Source organism: Candidatus Alkanophaga liquidiphilum (assembly GCF_053996935.1).
Window position 1 is genome coordinate 1 of sequence record NZ_JBMXYC010000038.1, and the last position, 16,903, is coordinate 16,903.

General features: G+C 51.2%; 23 protein-coding genes. 10 read left to right on the forward strand and 13 right to left on the reverse strand.

The features are described from left to right. On the reverse strand, nt 1–1,088 hold a 1,088-nt coding region (locus tag ACXJJA_RS05025), incomplete at its 3' end, for an RNA-guided endonuclease TnpB family protein (protein ID WP_456487127.1). A gap of 95 nt (nt 1,089–1,183) precedes the next feature. Between ACXJJA_RS05025 and ACXJJA_RS05030 the strand changes: the two genes are divergently transcribed. Then, a complete protein-coding gene (locus ACXJJA_RS05030) occupies nt 1,184–1,621 on the forward strand; it encodes a hypothetical protein (RefSeq protein WP_456487128.1) in 438 nt (145 codons plus the stop codon). A gap of 507 nt (nt 1,622–2,128) precedes the next feature. Next, a complete protein-coding gene (locus ACXJJA_RS05035) occupies nt 2,129–2,518 on the forward strand; it encodes a 30S ribosomal protein S6e (RefSeq protein WP_456487129.1) in 390 nt (129 codons plus the stop codon). On the opposite strand, the gene ACXJJA_RS05040 is transcribed toward ACXJJA_RS05035, so the two are convergent. From ACXJJA_RS05040 to ACXJJA_RS05075, 8 genes are all read right to left on the reverse strand, one after another. Next, a complete protein-coding gene (locus ACXJJA_RS05040) occupies nt 2,515–3,060 on the reverse strand; it encodes a hypothetical protein (protein WP_456487130.1) in 546 nt (181 codons plus the stop codon). The genes ACXJJA_RS05035 and ACXJJA_RS05040 overlap by 4 nt on opposite strands. A 108-nt stretch (nt 3,061–3,168) precedes the next feature. Then, the gene (locus tag ACXJJA_RS05045) at nt 3,169–3,972 is read right to left on the reverse strand and encodes a uroporphyrinogen-III synthase (RefSeq protein ID WP_456487131.1); all 804 of its coding nucleotides are present in this window, start codon (nt 3,970–3,972) and stop codon (nt 3,169–3,171) included. A 33-nt stretch (nt 3,973–4,005) separates the two neighbouring features. Further along, nucleotides 4,006–4,269 carry a UPF0058 family protein gene (locus ACXJJA_RS05050; protein ID WP_456487132.1) on the reverse strand — a complete coding sequence of 88 codons (264 nt, stop codon included), beginning with the start codon at nt 4,267–4,269 and terminating at the stop codon, nt 4,006–4,008. 75 nt (nt 4,270–4,344) lie between these two features. After that, nucleotides 4,345–4,839: a phosphatidylserine decarboxylase gene (locus ACXJJA_RS05055; RefSeq protein WP_456487133.1), complete on the reverse strand. Its 495-nt coding sequence runs from the start codon at nt 4,837–4,839 to the stop codon at nt 4,345–4,347. Between the two features lie 6 nt (nt 4,840–4,845). Beyond that, the gene (proS, locus tag ACXJJA_RS05060) at nt 4,846–6,309 is read right to left on the reverse strand and encodes a proline--tRNA ligase (protein ID WP_456487134.1); all 1,464 of its coding nucleotides are present in this window, start codon (nt 6,307–6,309) and stop codon (nt 4,846–4,848) included. A gap of 14 nt (nt 6,310–6,323) precedes the next feature. Beyond that, nucleotides 6,324–7,124: a DUF7839 domain-containing protein gene (locus ACXJJA_RS05065; protein WP_456487135.1), complete on the reverse strand. Its 801-nt coding sequence runs from the start codon at nt 7,122–7,124 to the stop codon at nt 6,324–6,326. An 85-nt stretch (nt 7,125–7,209) separates the two neighbouring features. Next, complete coding sequence (locus ACXJJA_RS05070) at nt 7,210–7,512, reverse strand: hypothetical protein (protein WP_456487136.1); 303 nt, start codon at nt 7,510–7,512, stop codon at nt 7,210–7,212. Nucleotides 7,513–7,542: 30 nt separating this feature from the next. Next, on the reverse strand, nt 7,543–8,196 hold the full coding sequence (locus ACXJJA_RS05075; RefSeq protein WP_456487137.1) for an undecaprenyl diphosphate synthase family protein: 654 nt from the start codon (nt 8,194–8,196) through the stop codon (nt 7,543–7,545). A gap of 310 nt (nt 8,197–8,506) precedes the next feature. Here ACXJJA_RS05075 and ACXJJA_RS05080 point away from each other — a divergent pair, with 310 nt between their 5' ends. The 7 genes from ACXJJA_RS05080 (at nt 8,507) to ACXJJA_RS05110 (ending at nt 13,118) form a co-directional block, all read left to right on the forward strand. After that, complete coding sequence (locus ACXJJA_RS05080; protein WP_456487138.1) at nt 8,507–9,346, forward strand: F420-dependent methylenetetrahydromethanopterin dehydrogenase; 840 nt, start codon at nt 8,507–8,509, stop codon at nt 9,344–9,346. 104 nt (nt 9,347–9,450) lie between these two features. Continuing rightward, nucleotides 9,451–9,708: a NifU family protein gene (locus tag ACXJJA_RS05085; protein WP_456487139.1), complete on the forward strand. Its 258-nt coding sequence runs from the start codon at nt 9,451–9,453 to the stop codon at nt 9,706–9,708. 14 nt (nt 9,709–9,722) lie between these two features. Beyond that, nucleotides 9,723–9,848: a TraR/DksA C4-type zinc finger protein gene (locus ACXJJA_RS05090; protein ID WP_456487140.1), complete on the forward strand. Its 126-nt coding sequence runs from the start codon at nt 9,723–9,725 to the stop codon at nt 9,846–9,848. 39 nt (nt 9,849–9,887) lie between these two features. Continuing rightward, on the forward strand, nt 9,888–10,373 hold the full coding sequence (locus ACXJJA_RS05095) for a metallophosphoesterase (RefSeq protein ID WP_456487141.1): 486 nt from the start codon (nt 9,888–9,890) through the stop codon (nt 10,371–10,373). A 73-nt stretch (nt 10,374–10,446) separates the two neighbouring features. Further along, a complete protein-coding gene (gene fni, locus ACXJJA_RS05100) occupies nt 10,447–11,529 on the forward strand; it encodes a type 2 isopentenyl-diphosphate Delta-isomerase (RefSeq protein WP_456487142.1) in 1,083 nt (360 codons plus the stop codon). A gap of 19 nt (nt 11,530–11,548) precedes the next feature. Further along, nucleotides 11,549–12,622 (forward strand): NAD(P)-dependent glycerol-1-phosphate dehydrogenase, encoded by a 1,074-nt coding sequence (locus tag ACXJJA_RS05105; protein ID WP_456487143.1) that lies wholly within the window; start codon nt 11,549–11,551, stop codon nt 12,620–12,622. A gap of 49 nt (nt 12,623–12,671) precedes the next feature. Beyond that, the gene (locus tag ACXJJA_RS05110; RefSeq protein WP_456487144.1) at nt 12,672–13,118 is read left to right on the forward strand and encodes a UPF0179 family protein; all 447 of its coding nucleotides are present in this window, start codon (nt 12,672–12,674) and stop codon (nt 13,116–13,118) included. 26 nt (nt 13,119–13,144) lie between these two features. Here the strand turns inward: ACXJJA_RS05110 and ACXJJA_RS05115 are convergent, their stop codons facing one another. From ACXJJA_RS05115 to ACXJJA_RS05125, 3 genes are all read right to left on the reverse strand, one after another. Then, entirely contained in the window at nt 13,145–13,414 is a 270-nt protein-coding gene (locus tag ACXJJA_RS05115; RefSeq protein ID WP_456487145.1) for a hypothetical protein, read from the reverse strand. Between the two features lie 14 nt (nt 13,415–13,428). Beyond that, nucleotides 13,429–14,268 carry a 4Fe-4S binding protein gene (locus tag ACXJJA_RS05120; protein WP_456487146.1) on the reverse strand — a complete coding sequence of 280 codons (840 nt, stop codon included), beginning with the start codon at nt 14,266–14,268 and terminating at the stop codon, nt 13,429–13,431. 252 nt (nt 14,269–14,520) lie between these two features. Continuing rightward, nucleotides 14,521–15,522, reverse strand: coding sequence for a matrixin family metalloprotease (locus tag ACXJJA_RS05125; RefSeq protein ID WP_456487147.1), 1,002 nt, complete (start codon nt 15,520–15,522; stop codon nt 14,521–14,523). Nucleotides 15,523–15,700: 178 nt separating this feature from the next. On the opposite strand from ACXJJA_RS05125, the gene ACXJJA_RS05130 reads away from it, so the two are divergent. Then, nucleotides 15,701–15,913 (forward strand): hypothetical protein, encoded by a 213-nt coding sequence (locus ACXJJA_RS05130; RefSeq protein ID WP_456487148.1) that lies wholly within the window; start codon nt 15,701–15,703, stop codon nt 15,911–15,913. A gap of 19 nt (nt 15,914–15,932) precedes the next feature. Here ACXJJA_RS05130 and ACXJJA_RS05135 read toward each other — a convergent pair whose 3' ends face one another. After that, nucleotides 15,933–16,643, reverse strand: coding sequence for a hypothetical protein (locus ACXJJA_RS05135; RefSeq protein WP_456487149.1), 711 nt, complete (start codon nt 16,641–16,643; stop codon nt 15,933–15,935). Nucleotides 16,644–16,903: the final 260 nt, after the last annotated feature.

Below are 16,903 nucleotides of genomic sequence, written 5' to 3' on the forward strand. Positions count from 1 at the left end.
TCGTAGCCACATTTGCATTTGAACAGCTTTCTCTTACCGTTGAAGAAAACCCAGTTTCTCTTCGAAGTGTAGCCACATCTTGGGCATTTCTGAGATGTTCTTGCTCCGGGAACTTCAACGACATCAACACCGTGTTGCCATGCCACGGATTGAATAGCTTGCTTGAACTTGTGGAAGGGAATACGATGGACTTTCCTGTTGGCTCTCTTAGGCTTTCTTCCCTTGCCATTATGTTTCCTCATGTGCTTAAGCCTCTCAATAGCAATTACAGCATTGTATTTTATTGCAATTTCAACAATTTCATGGCTAACTTGCCAGATTCTTGTTGTAACGAAGTCTCTTTCATCATGCCTCATCTTGCGGAGAGCACGCCGTGCTCTACCGCTTCCCTTGTCTGCGTAACTCCTGAGCTTACTTCTTCGCTTCATGAACTTCCACTGCCTGTGCCATATATCCTGTCCCAAATAGAGCTGTTTCAGAACTTTTCTATCACCTCCCAAAACCGTAATAGCAAAACAACCACTATTAACATCAACCCCTACAACAGCTTGATAGCTTTGCTTAACCTTGAATTTCTTTCTAAGGTTAGTGATGACAATGTAATGACCATTCTGTTTGTGCAGTCTGAATTGTGTGCAAATCCAACCATTGTTGATGTGTTCGATAAATCTCTTGTAAGCTCCATCCTGCTTGATTGGCAAGGCAATTCTGCCATTGCCATTGAGAGCAATAACAACAACGGGATTTCCACGTTTAGTCTTACTGAACTTGCCAGAACGGGGGATGTTAAATCTGACTGGGACTTGTTCAAACCTATCCGGATTTGTCTTCAAATTCTCCCAGACCTGATGGATACAATCAACGAGGATTTGGGAATGCAAGTCGTATTTTTGTCTGATAGCGGGATAGGAGGTGGTATGTAAGATGGCAAAGTTTTTCGGATTGGAGGATTTGGCAATGGATAGAACATCATTGCAACAGCCAAGGACAGAACTGAATAGCTCAGAAAGCAAACGTTCTTTCTTCCTCGATAGAGTAAGCAAGTTGAGCTTTAGAGCCTTGACAACTACCCTTTCCACTCTCAGCACCCGTATTAAGGTACGGGTCAAAGATATAAATAATCTTCGCCAATTCCTCCCCCTGATAAATCAGGGGGCTTCCTTGGCGGTGGGAGTGTGAGAACGTGATCGAAATTTATGGATGGGGGAGGGTTCTCACCACTTTCGTCGACGAGATTACAAAGAGATACGGGACGAGAGAGGCGAGTGCGCTCGCATACAAAGTGGGAGAGGAAGTAGGAGCGAGGCTTTCTGCGAAGCTCCTTCCTGTGACCGCTCCTGAAGATGCTCTGAGAACATTCGCAGACTATGTGCGACCTTATATTTACATACAGGTAAAGAGGAAGACTGAAAGAAATGGCTCAACAGAGTTTGAGGTTTCCTATCCTCGGTGTATGGTAAGGACGATGATGAGGGGGCGAGTGCCGGGACCCCTTTGCAGGGTGATGGGTGGATGGATTGAGTCGGCGCTTATGGGGATAACTGGGAAGCGTGTAAAAATGGAAACAAAAAGGATTGACCCGGAGAAGAATGTCTGCTACGGGACGATAACATTCGAATAAGAGATTCGGACAAATCAAAAGATACGTCCACAAACCACTCTCACTCTTTGGAGAGTCTCTTGGTAGGAACCATGAATGAAAAGTTAAGGATATTTTAGGAGCAGCTGAATTTGACGCAAAATAGTTGTTAAGAGCTTACCGGGATTGCGATATTCAGGTTCAAGTGGGCAATCCTAATTCCCATGAATCCATCTTTCAATTTCTCTTTTGGTTCAGATTAATCACACGTTAGTGCAATGCCGCTGGACGGCTTTTGATATTTGGCCACTCCCATTTAAATTTTAAATTTGCAAGGACCGCTTGCTTGCGTTGTTGTTTTGTTGCTGTGTTCGCAGCCGCCAGGCTGGACGTCGTGCGGCGGGCTCGAACCCCCTCGCTTATTCAAACCCTTAGAAGCGGTGGTCCAACATGCCCGTGTCCACGACGCCGTGTCAGAAATTCTTGTCCGATTTTTCAACTGCAAATTTTTTAAGGTAGTGGGCGCAAACTCGCTTTGAGGGGTGCGAAATGCCAGACTTTCAGGTAGTTGTTTCAGACCCGCAGAAGGGGAGGGCATACAAGGTTGAAGTCAAGGGCGACCGGGGCTTGGAACTCATAGGCAAGAAGATCGGCGACGTGATAGACGGTGGTGTCGTGGGGCTGCCGGGCTACAGGCTCAGGATTACAGGCGGCTCCGACAAGGATGGTTTTCCGATGCGACCTGACTTGCCGGGGGCGGCACGCCGTCGGATTCTGCTGACGACCGGGCCGGGTTACAGACCTAAAGAAAAAGGCATAAGACGCAGAAAATCCGTCAGGGGAAAAGAAATCTCAACAGAAATTTTCCAAATAAATGTAAAAATAGAGGAATATGGGCAGAAGCCCGTGGAGGAGTTGCTCGGCGGGCCCCCCTCTTAACTGCTCATTACTCTTTCCACAGCTTTTTGTAGCAGATCTGTGAGCTTCAATCGCTTCACAGGAATGTTCTGGACGTCGTGATACATGATTGCCTGCGCCTCCTCTGGCGTCAGCGGGATATACCTTGCGATGATGCGCAGACTGCGGGATGCAAGCCGCATCGACCTTACTTCGGGGTCCTCCCCTTTTATCTCCTCAAACCCTTCAGAATCCTCTCTCACGAGCCCTATCTCATGGAACAAACCAACGACCACGCAGCTCTCGTCCTCGACATCTGCCCCCGCACTAGCTTTTATCTCCAAAAGCTCCTTCGCAACCTTCACAGAATATTCTATCAGCGGCATGCCTTCCTTCGGCGATGGCGCCTTCAACCAGTCCGTCTCCGTGCGCAAGGCTTCAAGAAAGTCCACAATCGGCGTGCCTCTCGCTCTCGTCCTCTCGAAAAGCTCGTGTATCGCATCCGTTATCGAATCAGCTTTCTCAGGCGGCATGCTCTCCTTAAGCCCACTATTTATGTAACCTAACGTTTCCTCTATGCCCATTTCTAATCCCTCCGCTCTCCTTCTACCCCTTGCCCCTCGTTTTATATATGATTTATCATTCTTTAAGCGCCCGGCAGCGAATGATAATAGTGGTAGTGTTTTTACGAATTAACCCTGCACCCTCATTTTAATCCCTTTTATCATTTCTTCAAATGTGAACTCTTTTGGAACCACATCCACCTTTATTCCGTGAGCTTCGAGCTTCCGTCTCGTGGGCTCGCCGAGCGCCGCCACCGTGATGCTGCGCATCCTCCGCACCACCCTCTCTCGCACCTCCAGCTCCTCAGCGATTTTGAGAAAGTTCTCGACGCACATACCGCTTGTGAACGTCATCACCTCTATCCCGCCGGCAAGCAACAACATTATAAGCTCCACCACATGCTCCCGCTCCTCACCCGCAGGCAGCGTTATTTCGTAAATTTTGGCTTCCTTGACCGTCGCACCTGCATCTTCCAAGCTTGTTTTCAGCCTGTCATCCCCCTGCTTACTCCGTATTATCCAAACCTTCCTCCCCCTTACCAGTGGTCTTAAAGCTCCAGCAAGCCCTCTTGAACTATACTCTTTTGGGAGAATCCGTGTCAAAACTCCGCAACTTTCGAGCTTGCGCAGCGTCGCAGGACCTACCGCTGCTACCGTCGTCTTGTTCAACGCCCGTATGAAGTCCTTAGCAAGCTGCCCCCTCGGCTCGATGTCATAAACATGGGCAAACGCACACTCCACGCTGCTCACGCTCATAAAAACCACAAAATCAACATCCTTCTGCAGGACACCCTGCAGGAACTCCTCAAACTTGGGCTCTCCTACCCTTCTTACTGAAATCAATGGAGCAAAGAACACATCAAATCCATAGGCCCTAGCAATTTCAACGGACTCCCGCTCGTATTTCGCGGGTCTCGTTACACCAACTCTCATCCAATACAAAGTGAAGAAAAAAATAGAAAATAATTAGGCAGTGCGTCTTGCAAATTCCTTCATCCGCTCGGCGGTTCTATAACTCTCTGAGAATTCGTCCTTCGCAATCATCGAGGCGAGCTCGTTTCCGAGAGTGAAAATCGCCCGTTTGTGGTCGGATTTGCTCCGGTGTATGTGGAAGGGCGAGATGCCAAGTTCTTTGTATTGTGTGAAGCCGTTGTCAAGCCCGTTCTCCTCAAAATACTTTTTTATCTGCGCAAGCAGTAGGTGGAGGTGGATGAGCTCTTCCTTCTTCATGTTTCAAACTTCCAAAGCACGGTTTTTCTTACCTGCGTAGGCAAGGAGTTCCTATCTCACCAAATATATAATTTACTAAACTTTCTTAATGATTTTTGAGTAGGTTGCGGTGGTGTTGCTGTCAGTGCCGTCAAGGGCGCCGCGCCGTGCGATTATCGTGCGCCCGTGCTCTACCCGCTGACCCCGCTTCACGACTGGAGAGAAACCCTCTGGAAGCGTAACGTCTACCCTCGACCCGAAATATATCTTGCCGAGGGGCTGCCCCTGTTTAACTCGCTCGCCGACCCGCACGTCGCATCTTATTCGGCGGATGAGGAAGCCGGCGACCTGCGCTATCTTGACGACGCCATGCGGCGTCGCCAGCTCGATGATGTTCCGCTCATTCCTCTCACTCCTCTTAAGAAACGCCGGCAAGAAACCGCCCCGCTCATATTTTATTTCGGAGACTATGCCGTCGAAAGGCGCCACGTTTATGTGGTCGTCATAGATACGCATGAAGATGGATATGAGGTTTCTGTCGGATTTGAGAACTTTGCCGCTCGCCGGCGAAACCATGAAATCGCCAGTCATCGTGAATCAATACGTCCTCGCAATATAAGTCCGCCTCCCTTCGGCGCCACAGATGATGCACCGTCCTGTTTGCTCCTCCACGTCATCCAGCAGGCATGTGCCCACTTCCTCGCCAAGGACGTCCGCATCGAATCGTTCTTTCACTTCTGCTCCGCATTCTTCGCTGCGGCACATAAAAACGACGACGACGCCTTTCTTGACGCATTCTTTTATTCTGTCTTCTTGCTCGTCTCCGCAGAGGTCGAAAATTTTAGAGGAAAAATGCTCCTTGCTACGCCGCCATATGCTCTCATGGAGGTCTCTTAGAGCTTTCTCAGCCTCGCCGACGACGTTGCTCAGCGGCACGGTGAAGCGTTCAAATGTGTCTCTGCGCACGAACGTGCATTCATCCCTGCTAACGTCCCTTGGACCTATTTCGATGCGTAGTGGCACGCCTCGCATCTCCCACTTGTAGAACTTGGCGCCGGGACGCTCCTCGCTCTCGTCCAGAATCACCCTGAATGAGCTTTTCAGGGCGGCGCGGACGCTGCGGCACACCTCCAGCACCGCTCCACTTCTTTTCTCCTTTGAGAATATTATGGGGACGATGACGATCTGCATCGGTGCAACCTCCGGCGGCAGCACTAACCCGTGGGAATCACCGTGCGTCGCAATCACGGCGGCAACGCAACGCTCAGATATGCCATAGCACGTCTGGTGCACGTATTTCTGCTCGCCGCCGACGTCCTCATATTTTATGTCGAAGGTTCGTGCGAAGTTCGTGCCTAAATGGTGAATCGTGGCGATTTGGAGCGTCCTGCCGTCGGGCATAATAGTGTCAAACGCAATGGTGTAGGCGGCGCCCGGGAACTTGTCCCAGTCGGGGCGTCTCGTGATGATGTAGGGGACAGCGAGACGGTCGTAGAAGCGCCGATAAATGGATACAGCTCTTTTTACTTGCGCCTCCGCCTCCGCCCAGTTTCTATGTGCGGTGTGTGCCTCCTTAAATGAGGTTACCTCTCTCAGCCTTACCAGCGGGCGTGTGTGCTTTGTTTCGTATCTGAACACGTTCGCTATTTGGTAAATGCGGAGCGGGAGGTCGGCATGCGAGCGGATCCAGACCTTGAACATCGGGTATATGGCGGTCTCCGACGTTGGGCGCAGCGCCAGCGGCACGTCAAGCTCGTCAACGCCTCCCCTCGTCACCCAGAAAACCTCATCCTCGAACCCTTTTATGTGCTTTTCCTCCTTTATAAACTCCGTCTTCGGAATTAACGTTGGGAAGAGGACTTCGTCATGTTCGACGTCCAGTAACGACTTTAATATCGAATATATTAGATTTCTCAACTTAAAACCAAATGGGAACCACACATACAAGCCCTTCACAGGATACCTGACATCCATGATTTCCGCTCTCCGCAAAATCTCATTATACCACTCACTGAAGTTTTCCTTTGGGATTATCGTCTTTGCCTCTCTCTCACCGCCCATGAGGGTCACCGCCGCTAAGCCAAGCGCAAGTCAAGAAGCTCGTAGCTAAGCCCCTCGCCCTCCAGCCTGTGAAGGAGCGACGGAATCTCGTCCTCGACGCACACGACCGTGAGCGGGAGCCCTTTTGATGATGCCTCGATTGTCGCTTCTTTGGTCCCATGGATGATGTCGGGCTTCCTGTTTATGCGAGAGAGCGCCACCAACGCCTCTATGCCGATGACGCCCACGAGCTTGCTTTTCTTTACTGCTTGTTTTAAGCGTCCTAAATCCACCTTCTTGGAGCCGCCGTTTTGTATCCTTGGGACAATACACACCGTTATTTTCCCAAGTTCGAGCGCAATCATGCCTTTTATGTCTGTGATGCCGACATCCTCGCCGCGTCTCGCATCGGATATGCAGACCGCTCTCGCCTCTGCCTCTTCGCCCCCTTCGATTTTGCACGCATAAAGGATGCCATCTTTCATCCGCAGGCTGACGCCCTCGCCCTTTTTCAGGTCGTCGTCGGCGACCGCCGCCCAGACGGAGATGTTGGTTATGATGTTGTTGATATACGAGGAGTATTCTTCAAGCTCGTTTGTCATCCTCAGTATGAAGTCGACTCCCTCCTTCGTCACCCGGTATTTGCCACGTCCGTCCGTCGCCACCATGCCCTCCTCTATTAATTCCTTGACGTATTCTGAGACAGCTTGCGGCGTGATGTTGAGCTTCGCCGCGATATCTCGTTGCTTCACGTTTGGTTGGTTCGCCGCTATTTCTACGAGTATCTGAAACTTGCTACTCATCCTTTTATTCTGGAGGATTTTTGCAACCGCCATCCTACCTCCCCGCTCTGCTACTCTTAAGCAACGCACTTAATTAATGTTACGGGACGCAGAGGTGCTGCCACGAGCCGCAACGAAGCTAATCAAATTCAAAGTCGTAGCTCTCTGGGATGTCTCCAGGGAAAACTTCCTCCAAAAGCTCATTTATGGATTTTAAGAGGGTTAGTGCTCGATTTTTGTCGTATGGGAAGTTTATGGACCAGCCCGCCCATTTCGTCTCTTTTACTTCTCCGCTTTCGACCTTCTGGACCCAATGGCGCTCTATGGAGATGAAGGCACCGTATTCACCCTTCTTGATGAAGCACTTCAATACCTGCCTCGGCATGCCCTTATCATCCCGCCATATCACTCTTTGCCCCACATACTTCAGCACTTCCACCATGTGTTCCCCCTCACATTTATCTAAGCCAAGCTAAGTGCCAAACCTCCTCTCCCGCTTCTGGAAGTCCCGGATTGCCCGTAGTAGGTCAATTTTCCTGAAGTTTCGCCAATTAACGTCCGTGAAATAAAACTCGCTGTAGACGGACTGCCAGATGAGGAAGTCGGTGAGCTTGGCGCCGCCTGACCGGATTATCAGGTCGGGCTCGAGCCTGAAGACGAGCTCGCTTTCTATCTTTTTCTCGTTGATCTCCTCAGGTTCGATCTCGCCATCCTGCACCCGCATGCATATCCTCCTTATCGCCTCTGTAAGCTCACTCCTTCCGCCGAAGCCTATGGAAACGCACACCCGCATCGCAGCGTCGCCCCTCAGCAATTTTGTGCTTTTTGCCGTATATATCTCGATGGAGGCACTCTCTCTGCTGAGAGCTTTTGAAATTTTTTCAAATAGCAGCTCGCTCGTCGCCTCGATGATTTCTCCGCCGAGCTCCTTTGCGATGCTTACGTAGATGCCGACAGTTTCTATGCCGAGAGCTGAGCACCACCGCACGAAGCTCGCCAGCTTTTTTACCGCCTCTCTAGAGACGAGGAGGTCACTCTCATCTATTATCAGAATTATATGTCGCACAGTAATACCCGCCCGCAAGATGTGCCTCAGGAGCCACTTCTCATATAAATACGAAAGCACGCCTCTCCCCTGACCACTCCTATGCCCCCATTCTTAAAAACTGTTTGGGTAACGGCGTGTAAGAAAATGAAGAGAGGACTCGCCGCTCACGATGTGAGCGCCTTATTACATGATGGAGTCTCTCGCAGCAGGGAAATACCTCAAATGCCGGAGTTGCAAGACAATAGTAAGCACGCGCAGCCTTAGGCGAAAGCGGATAAATCCGAGCAGAAAACGTTTAGCCAGCTTTGGGGCGTTTCCCGAGCCTTTCCTTAAAGTAAAAGAAAAATATAAAAGAACAAAGGGGGTATGGCTTTTCGGGTGAGGAGCTTTGGCGAAGGAGGTTGTGAAGGTAGGGTTTGTGAAGATAGGGAACATCGGGATGTCAAGAATCGTGGACCTCGTTCTCGACGAGCGTGCCGACCGTGAGGACGTGGATGCCTGTGTGGTGGCGAGCGGCGCGAAAATGACGGCAGCACACGCAGAAAGCGCTGCGAAGGCGCTCTTGCAGCTTGATCCCGATTTCGCAGTCGTGATAAGCCCGAATGCCGCACTTCCCGGACCTAAGAAGGCGAGAGACCTCGTGAAGGAAGGTGGGAAGCCATGCATCGTCATCTCCGACGCTCCCGGCAAAAAAGCTGTGGAGGAGCTCAAAAACGACGGCTTTGGCTACATAATCCTGACTGGCGACCCGATGATTGGCGCCCGCAGGCAGTTCCTCGACCCTGTGGAGATGAGCCTTTTCAACGCCGATGTCCTTAAGGTCTTGAGCGTTTGTGGCGCCGTCAGGCTCGTGCAGGAGGAGCTCGACGCCGTCATCGAGCAGATAAAGAAAGGCGAGACGCCGACGCTCCCGCAGATAATAGCGAATGCGGAGACCGTCGTGAGCCGTGCGAGCTTCGCGAATCCGTATGCGGCGGCGAAAGCATTTGCGGCTTACAGCATCGCCGAGAAGGTCGCGGATATAAACGTGCAGGCGTGCTTTGTCGTCAAGGAGGCGGAGCGTTACGTGCCGATGTGCGCCGCCGCCCACGAGGTTATGCGCTACGCAGCGCTCCTTGCGGATGAAGCCTACGAAATCGAGAAATACGGCGACAGCCTCTTGCGCACGCCGCACGCAAGGAGCGGAGAAATCTTGAAGAAGCGGAAGCTGCTGGAGAGACCTGCGTAATTGAGACGGCAATTCCACTTTTTTCCTTACTTATGCGGTTTGAGCGTCCGCAAGTTTTATATTCGTTCGGCGCAATCCTCCCATCAAACCTTTGAGGTGGTCAAATGTTCGACAGGGTGAAAGAGATAATAGAGACGCAGATAAAGCCGGCGCTGGCAATGGAGGGGGGCTTCATAGAGCTTGTCTCTGTGGAGGACGGCGTTGTCAAGGTGCGGCTCGGCGGCGCCTGCGCAGGCTGCCCCTTCAGCCAGATGACGCTCGTGAACTTCGTGGAAGCGACGCTCAAGAAGCATGTGCCCGAGGTTAAGAGGGTGGAGGCGGTCCGGGACTTCAGGGACGTCTTCGGTGCGAGAAGGATTTAGGGGCTTAGGCATCTATGAAGTGTGAGGCTTGCGGTGCGGAGATTGAAGAGAAGAAGGCGCGGCGGCGGGGCGACAGAACCCTGTGCGAGGACTGTTACGCTGAGGAGGAGCTGGAACTCGGACAGAGATTCTGTATGTAGGGCGCCGCCGCTGGTTTATTTTGGCGGGAGGAGTGTTAATTGAGGGTTGGCGTAATTTCAGATACGCATGACAATCTTGATGCGATAAAGAAGGCCGTGAAACTTTTTAATGCCGAGGGCGTAGCTTTAGTCTTGCATGCTGGGGACTTCGTAGCGCCTTTCACCGCAAAGCCATTCGGCGAGCTCAACGCAGAGCTCATCGGAATCTTCGGGAACAACGACGGCGACAAACTCCTTTTAAAAGAGCGGTTTGAGGGCGCCGGCGTTGGGGAACTGCACGAAGACCCTTACGAGCTGAAATTAGAGGGAAAAAGCGTCGTCATGACACATAAGCCACAAATAGTGAGCGCGCTTACGGGGACTTATGACATCGTCATTTATGGGCATACCCACCAGCCGGATATTAAGAAAATGGGGGGGCGGCTCGTGCTGAATCCAGGGGAGTGCGGCGGCTGGCTTTCGGGCAAAAAGACTGTTGCACTGCTCGACGTTGAAAAACTGAAGGCTGAGCTGCGGGAGCTTTGATTGCGAAAGTTCAAGTAGGTTAAGATTAAGGAATATACAACACGAGGCCCATGTTTTAATCTGGGCGAGAGGGATGAGAACTTCGAAGAGAAAAATAGAACATTTGCTCTTGTGTGCCGAGAAGGACGTGGAAGCGGAGCGTAATTACTTTGACGACGTGCATTTGGTGCATGTGGCACTTCCTGAGGTTGATAAGGACGGAATTGACACGAGCGTCGAATTCCTCGGCTTCAAACTCAGCTTTCCTATGATGATAGCGGCGATGACGGGCGGGCATCCCGAAACGAAGCGGATAAACGAGGCACTTGCAACTGCCGCCGAGGAACTACACGTCGGCATGGGCGTCGGCTCGCAACGAGCAGCCCTCGAAGACCCCTCTCAGGAGGATTCCTTCCGCATCGTTAGGGACGCTGCGCCTACGACTTTCATATATGCGAACATCGGCGTTTTGCAACTAAAGGAGTTTGGTGTAGAGGGCGTCGAGAAGATTATCGATATGATAGATGCGGACGCCGTCGCCATACATCTGAACTTCTTGCAGGAGGCCATACAGCCAGAAGGTGAGACGAACGCCCGAGGCTGCCTTCTTGCAATAAAAGAGGCATGCGCCTCGCTCAAAGTCCCGGTGATTGGGAAGGAGACGGGTGCCGGCATGTCCTACGGCACCGCCAAGAAGCTCTTCGAGGCAGGCGTCTCCGCAATAGACGTCGGCGGGCTCGGCGGGACGAGTTGGGCAGCTGTCGAGGTTTACAGGGCGATGCAAGAGAGAGACGAGTTGGCGGAGCGGCTTGGGAGATTGCTCTGGAACTGGGGGATTCCGACTCCGGTGAGCATAGTGGAGTGCAGCAGCCTGCCGCTGCCAATAATTGCGACTGGCGGGATACGCTCCGGGCTCGAAATCGCAAAGAGCTTGGCTCTGGGCGCCGACGTTTGTAGTGCGGCACTTCCTTTCGTGAAACCGGCGATGCGAGATGCTGAGGAAGTTAAAAAGGCTTTGGAAACTATGGCTGAGGAATTAAGGGTCATAATGTTCCTGTGCGGCAGCAGCGACGTTGAAGGGCTGAAAAGGGCGGAAGTCGTTGTTACTGGAAAGACTAAAGAAATCCTTGAGCAGAGAGGCTTTTTGAGAAGAATCCAAAAGGTTAGGGAGAAATAAGAGTTGTGGAGGCACGAGTATGGAGGGTGGGGGAGCGAAATTTGAGAAGATAAAGATGATGCAACTTCCGAGATACGTGCTCGTAGGGCATGGCGTCTTGGAAGAGGTTGCGGCGGTCTGTAAACGGCTGAAGTTGAGCGGTGTGGCGCTCGTCGTAACCGGGGGCACGACAAGGCGTGTCGCCGGCGAGAGCGTCCTCGAGATTCTTACAGACAGCGGCTACGATTGTGGCTTAGTAGAAGTGCGGTCTGCAAGCCCGGAAAGCGTGGAGCGCGTGAGGGTCGTCGCTGAGGAGTGCCGTGCCGCCTTCATGCTTGCGGTCGGCGGCGGGAAGGTAATAGATGTGGCGAAGGTCGCAGCTTACATGTTGGATGTCCCCTTCATCTCGGTGCCGACGATTGCCTCGCACGACGGAATAGCGTCGCCCAGAGCCTCGATCAAGGACAAAGGCACGAACACTTCCATATCTGCGCAGGCGCCGCTCGCGATCATTGCAGACACAAAAGTCATAGCCGAGGCGCCGCATCGCTTCCTTGCGGCGGGCTGCGGCGATATCATCTCCAACTACACGGCGGTTATGGACTGGCGGCTGGCGCACAGGCTGAAAAACGCTGAATTCAGTAGTTACGCCGCCGCTCTCTCCGAGATGACTGCAAAGATGATTTTGGAAAGCTCAAAAGAGATAAAGCCCCGCCTTGAGGAGTCCGCTTGGGTCGTCGTGAAGGCGCTCGTGTCGAGCGGCGTTGCGATAAGCATCGCCGGCTCCTCAGCTCCTGCATCGGGGGCGGAGCATAAATTCAGCCATGCTCTCGACATAATTGCGCCAAAGCCGGCTCTGCACGGCGAGCAGTGCGGCGTCGGCACAATCATGATGTCGTATCTGCACGGCGCAGCGTGGAAATATGTGAGGGATGCGCTGAGAACCGTGGGAGCGCCAACGACCGCAAAGGAGTTAGGTATGAAGAGCGAATATATAATAGAGGCGTTAACGCAGGCGCACAAAATCAACCCTGAGAGATACACGATCCTTGGGGACACGGGCTTGACATACGAAGCGGCGGAGCGTCTTGCGACCATAACGGGAGTCATATGAGGGCATGGCTGGAATCTTTGAGAGGATAAAGGGAGTGAGGGGAGGCAAAATGCGGGAAGGTAGACTCACCACCCTGATAGGGGAAAAGTTGGCTAAGGTCGGTGAGGAGTTCGTATTTTTGGGGATGGCTCGGGAGTGTGAGGACTGCAAGCTCAGGAGCACGTGCATGAGCCTTGAAGAGGGCAGGCGATATAGAATTGAAGCGGTGAAGGACGACATAAGGCACGACTGCCATCTCCACGACGGCGGCGTCTGCGTCGTCCGTGTCGTAGAGCCACCAATACCTGTGGCGATAGAGGCGAGAAAGGCGTTTGAAGGCTCGAAAATCGTTTTCGAGCCGCCGGAGTGCGATGAAAGCGAGTGTGAGCAATACGAGCTGTGCCATCCCCTGGGTCTTAAAAGAGGGGACAAATGCACGATACTACAAACCCTGGAAAGTTTACCTGACGTTTGTGCTAAGGGGCTCTCGTTAAAATTGGTGGAGGTAAGAAGGTAATTAGAGTCGATTACTCGGAGCTGTGACTACTTAGAGCCCAAGCCTAATCCCTTTATGCCGGACACTTGTGGCACTTTTTCCTTCTCGTAGATATACTGGTTGCCGCATATCGGGCACTCAGGCTCGTATAAGAACTGGTCTGGTGTGCCTCTGAGTGAGCAGTTTGGGCACTCCCATTCCTCTCCGCCCTTCCTCTTTATTAGGCGGCGTCTGTGCCCCGTTCGACATGCCGGACATACATAGACATATATCGGCTCTCCTTCCCAATCACATGCGTTACAGTGGTATTCTACCATATCATATCACCCCGCTATTCCTCCTTAGCCCCCACGGGGCATGCGGACATGCATCTCGTGCACTTCGGGAAAGCTCCGAGGGCTTCATCCCAATCCAAGAGCTCCTTGAGTCGTGGGTTCTTGCTCTTATACTGCGGGAGCACGCTCAGCGCACTCGGTTTTGCGTTTAGCCAGTCCATGGGAGGGGTATCCACCTCGGTGACTCGCATGCCGCCGAAATAGCCCCAGAAGCAGCGGTTACGCTCGAAGTTGTAAGGCGGGTAGTTCTCGTCAGAAAGCGCCCCCGTGGGGCATTCTTCCACACAGGTGTTACATTTTAAGCATACCTTGCCAACGAGCCGTGGACCGTCCGGTTCGAGCGGCGCATCCGTGATTACGGATGCAAGTATGACCCTCGGACCATATTCTGGCGTCACCAGGAGATTTGACATGCCCTCTTCGCCTATTCCGCCGACCTGAGCGATATGCTTGTGGATATAAGGATGTAACAGCCCGCATATCTGGCAACCCTTGTCGAAAGGGAGCTCCGGACCTATGTATTTCGCTTTGTATCCCTTTTCTTCGAGGAATTTCACCAGCTTCATCCCTATAGTATCTATTTGCCTTTTCAGGGTCACGTATGTCGAGCCGAAGCTCGTGCAGAACGTGAAATCGTCCTCGTCGTCAAGTCCGACTGCATCTTCTGGGAACGCTACGCAGATTGATATAGCGCACTTCGCCCCATTAACATAATTCTCTGGGTCAAAATCCTGCTCCTGCGGAGGGTTCTTTATGAGGCTTGCGTCCGCTATGCCTATCTTATCCGCTCCTATCGTTCTCGCAAACTCTATAAGCTCCTCTTTTAAATCCGCCACTTTAAGCCCCCCTTGAGTCCGATACATTCAGCATCTTCTTCATACATATATATGTAGTTTTCCTTATCAACTCAAGTGCCAAAAACCCTTGGTTACTACTTCAATGCCTCAAGCCGGCGTCGTAGGTGCTACACTTCCCAGCCATGCACTTTTAACTTGCAAATGGTGGGAGCTTGCGGTTTAAGCGACGCCTGAGGATATTGGGGCAAGTCGCCCCGCAAAGAGGCGCCTCGTTGCGTAAGGCTCGGCGGGTTATCGGTCGGGGTTCTTATCAGTAGATTGCGGCAATGCCGCCTTAAGGCTAAGCTCCTTGTCCCTGGCATCAGAGCCGTTTGCCTCCAAATCTAAACTCCTCCAGAGCGGCTTCCCACCGCAATTAGGACACTCTTTCATCTCTATTTCTTTAAAATCCGCAGTTACGTAACCGCAGTGTGCGCATCTAAACTCCATATACTTTTTTTCCTTCTTTACGGCCCCCTTTACCTTAGATTCGAGCAACTGAAGCTCTATTTCTTCTATTCGCCGTCTTTGTTGTTCTCTTAGGGTTCGCCTGCCGAGTATAAAGAATACGAGGATGTCCACGAGCATGATGAAAGCGAAGAATACTAAGATGATATGTAAATGCCGTGAAGACGTGAAAAATTCACGCTCGGTGATTTCAAACGATGGATACATGATGCTGCTCGGGTCGTCGCTGTGCTGCAAGCCGAGGGCGTGCCCGATTTCGTGCTTTGCGAGGTCGCTCATTCGCTTCTCATCGTAGTAATGCCAGAAGAAGGAGCTCGCATATCCACTCTCCAACATTATTTCCGCACGCAAAAAGGAAGTATTGCTGTATAATATTTTACACTCGCCCGCCTTCTCGCCCTCAAGCTCCTTGACCCAACTTATGCAGATGTCAGCATCGTCATGGGATTCCGCTGGTGAGAAATACGCTTCATAGCCGAGTTTTTCCTTAAGATACTCACGCCCCTCGCCCCATGTCCAATACCGAAGGGCATCAAGCACGCTTGTTTTGTAAGTTGCCCTTAGCCTATCAGGTGCCGTCTCCTCATCTATGTAAACTTTTATCGGTAAATGCCCCCACGGATTTTCGCCGAACTCCACCGCTGGTGGCGGGGCTTGCGGCTGTGACTGCAGATGCGATGCTGCGGGAGAGCTGCCGAGAGTTGTAGGCAAGCTAAGAGCGGAAAGGAACGTAACAAATATGCAAACGGTGAAAGATGCAAAACCCAGCCTTTTTGCTCTGCTCATGAAATCTCCTCATGATGTGGTATGATGTTCTAAGATTTTAGCTTTGTTATTTTTGACAACAAATTCTATCATGATGCAACGTCTCGTAAAAGCTGTATGCGATGAATTGGCGTGCTTCGGCTTAAGAAGGCGGAAGTAAACTATGGAGTCCACGCCACAATAGGCGTTCGAAAACATTATGGCGGAGTTCGATTTGGATTATGAAGAGACGGAAACGTCCACGCTTTCGAAGCCGACAGACACCGTTCCCCGTGATTACTGCTGCGACATAAAGACGAGCAGTGAGCTCCTTGACATAGCAATAGAAACTAATATACACGAGTGTGCCCACGAGCTGAGGTTCATGAATATTACCATCCCCGCCCCCACCATAATTGGAATCATACTCTGAAAAAGCAGTTTTATCTCCCCTATATTTTTGGCAGGAAGCTTGCATATTTCTTTATCCTGATTAATCCTACCTTGTATTGAATTAGCCAGGTCATCCAGCAGAGCTCTATCGCCTTATAGCCAGTTTCTTTTGCAATATTTTCTACCTGCTTTATAAAATTAATATCATTTTTGGCCATGCTTAAGCCTGCCCCCTCTAATACTTTCCTCATGACTCTCTTTACTATTTTATCTGGCATCACCGTGTCAACACCGCCCATCATCCTCAGATACTGAAACGTATTTATTCCAATGCCCTTAATTTTTCCAATAGGGTCGTTCTGCCAGCTTTCAAGCTGGCTCTGCTTAGCCCAGTAAATAAAAGCCTGCCTGTCATCTAATTCCCGCTCTCTTTTAACTTGAGCGAGATAGGAAGCTATCGCCTTAGCCGCCTCCCAAGACCTTCTATTCCTCCAAACCTCCAGCAATTTCTCAATATCAGCATCTGCCAAATCATCAACGCTTATTATCTCTCCTGTATCCACAAACTTCTTTCTGAACTCCTCAATTTTTGGCACGACTGTCTGAAAGTAGTTTAAACCAAGGGAGGTAAAAGAGGCGTCAACGATCATTAAAACCACGCTCCCACCCCATCTTTCGGTTCTTAAACAACGGCGGCAGTATTCTCTAACTTCCGGAACTTTTTCCATGTAGCTATCTACTATCTTCTTGAGAGTAGGATTTACAGTCATCCAATACTAAGTTAGGGACGCGTCCACATAACATAAGCCCACCGCAACCGATTATAGTATAGCATAAAAACTTACAGAACACATTCCAGTTTCTAACGGATTAAAGCAGCTAATTGAGAGAAAAGCGTCTTTATCGCTGCTTCAGCGAAAAACACCGATTCTACCGAGCTTCATAATCTCACCGAAAGGACTGATGTTCAAATTCCCAACCAAGACTTCTCATAGCATCCATCAACCATGCTTATCTATAATAATCCGGG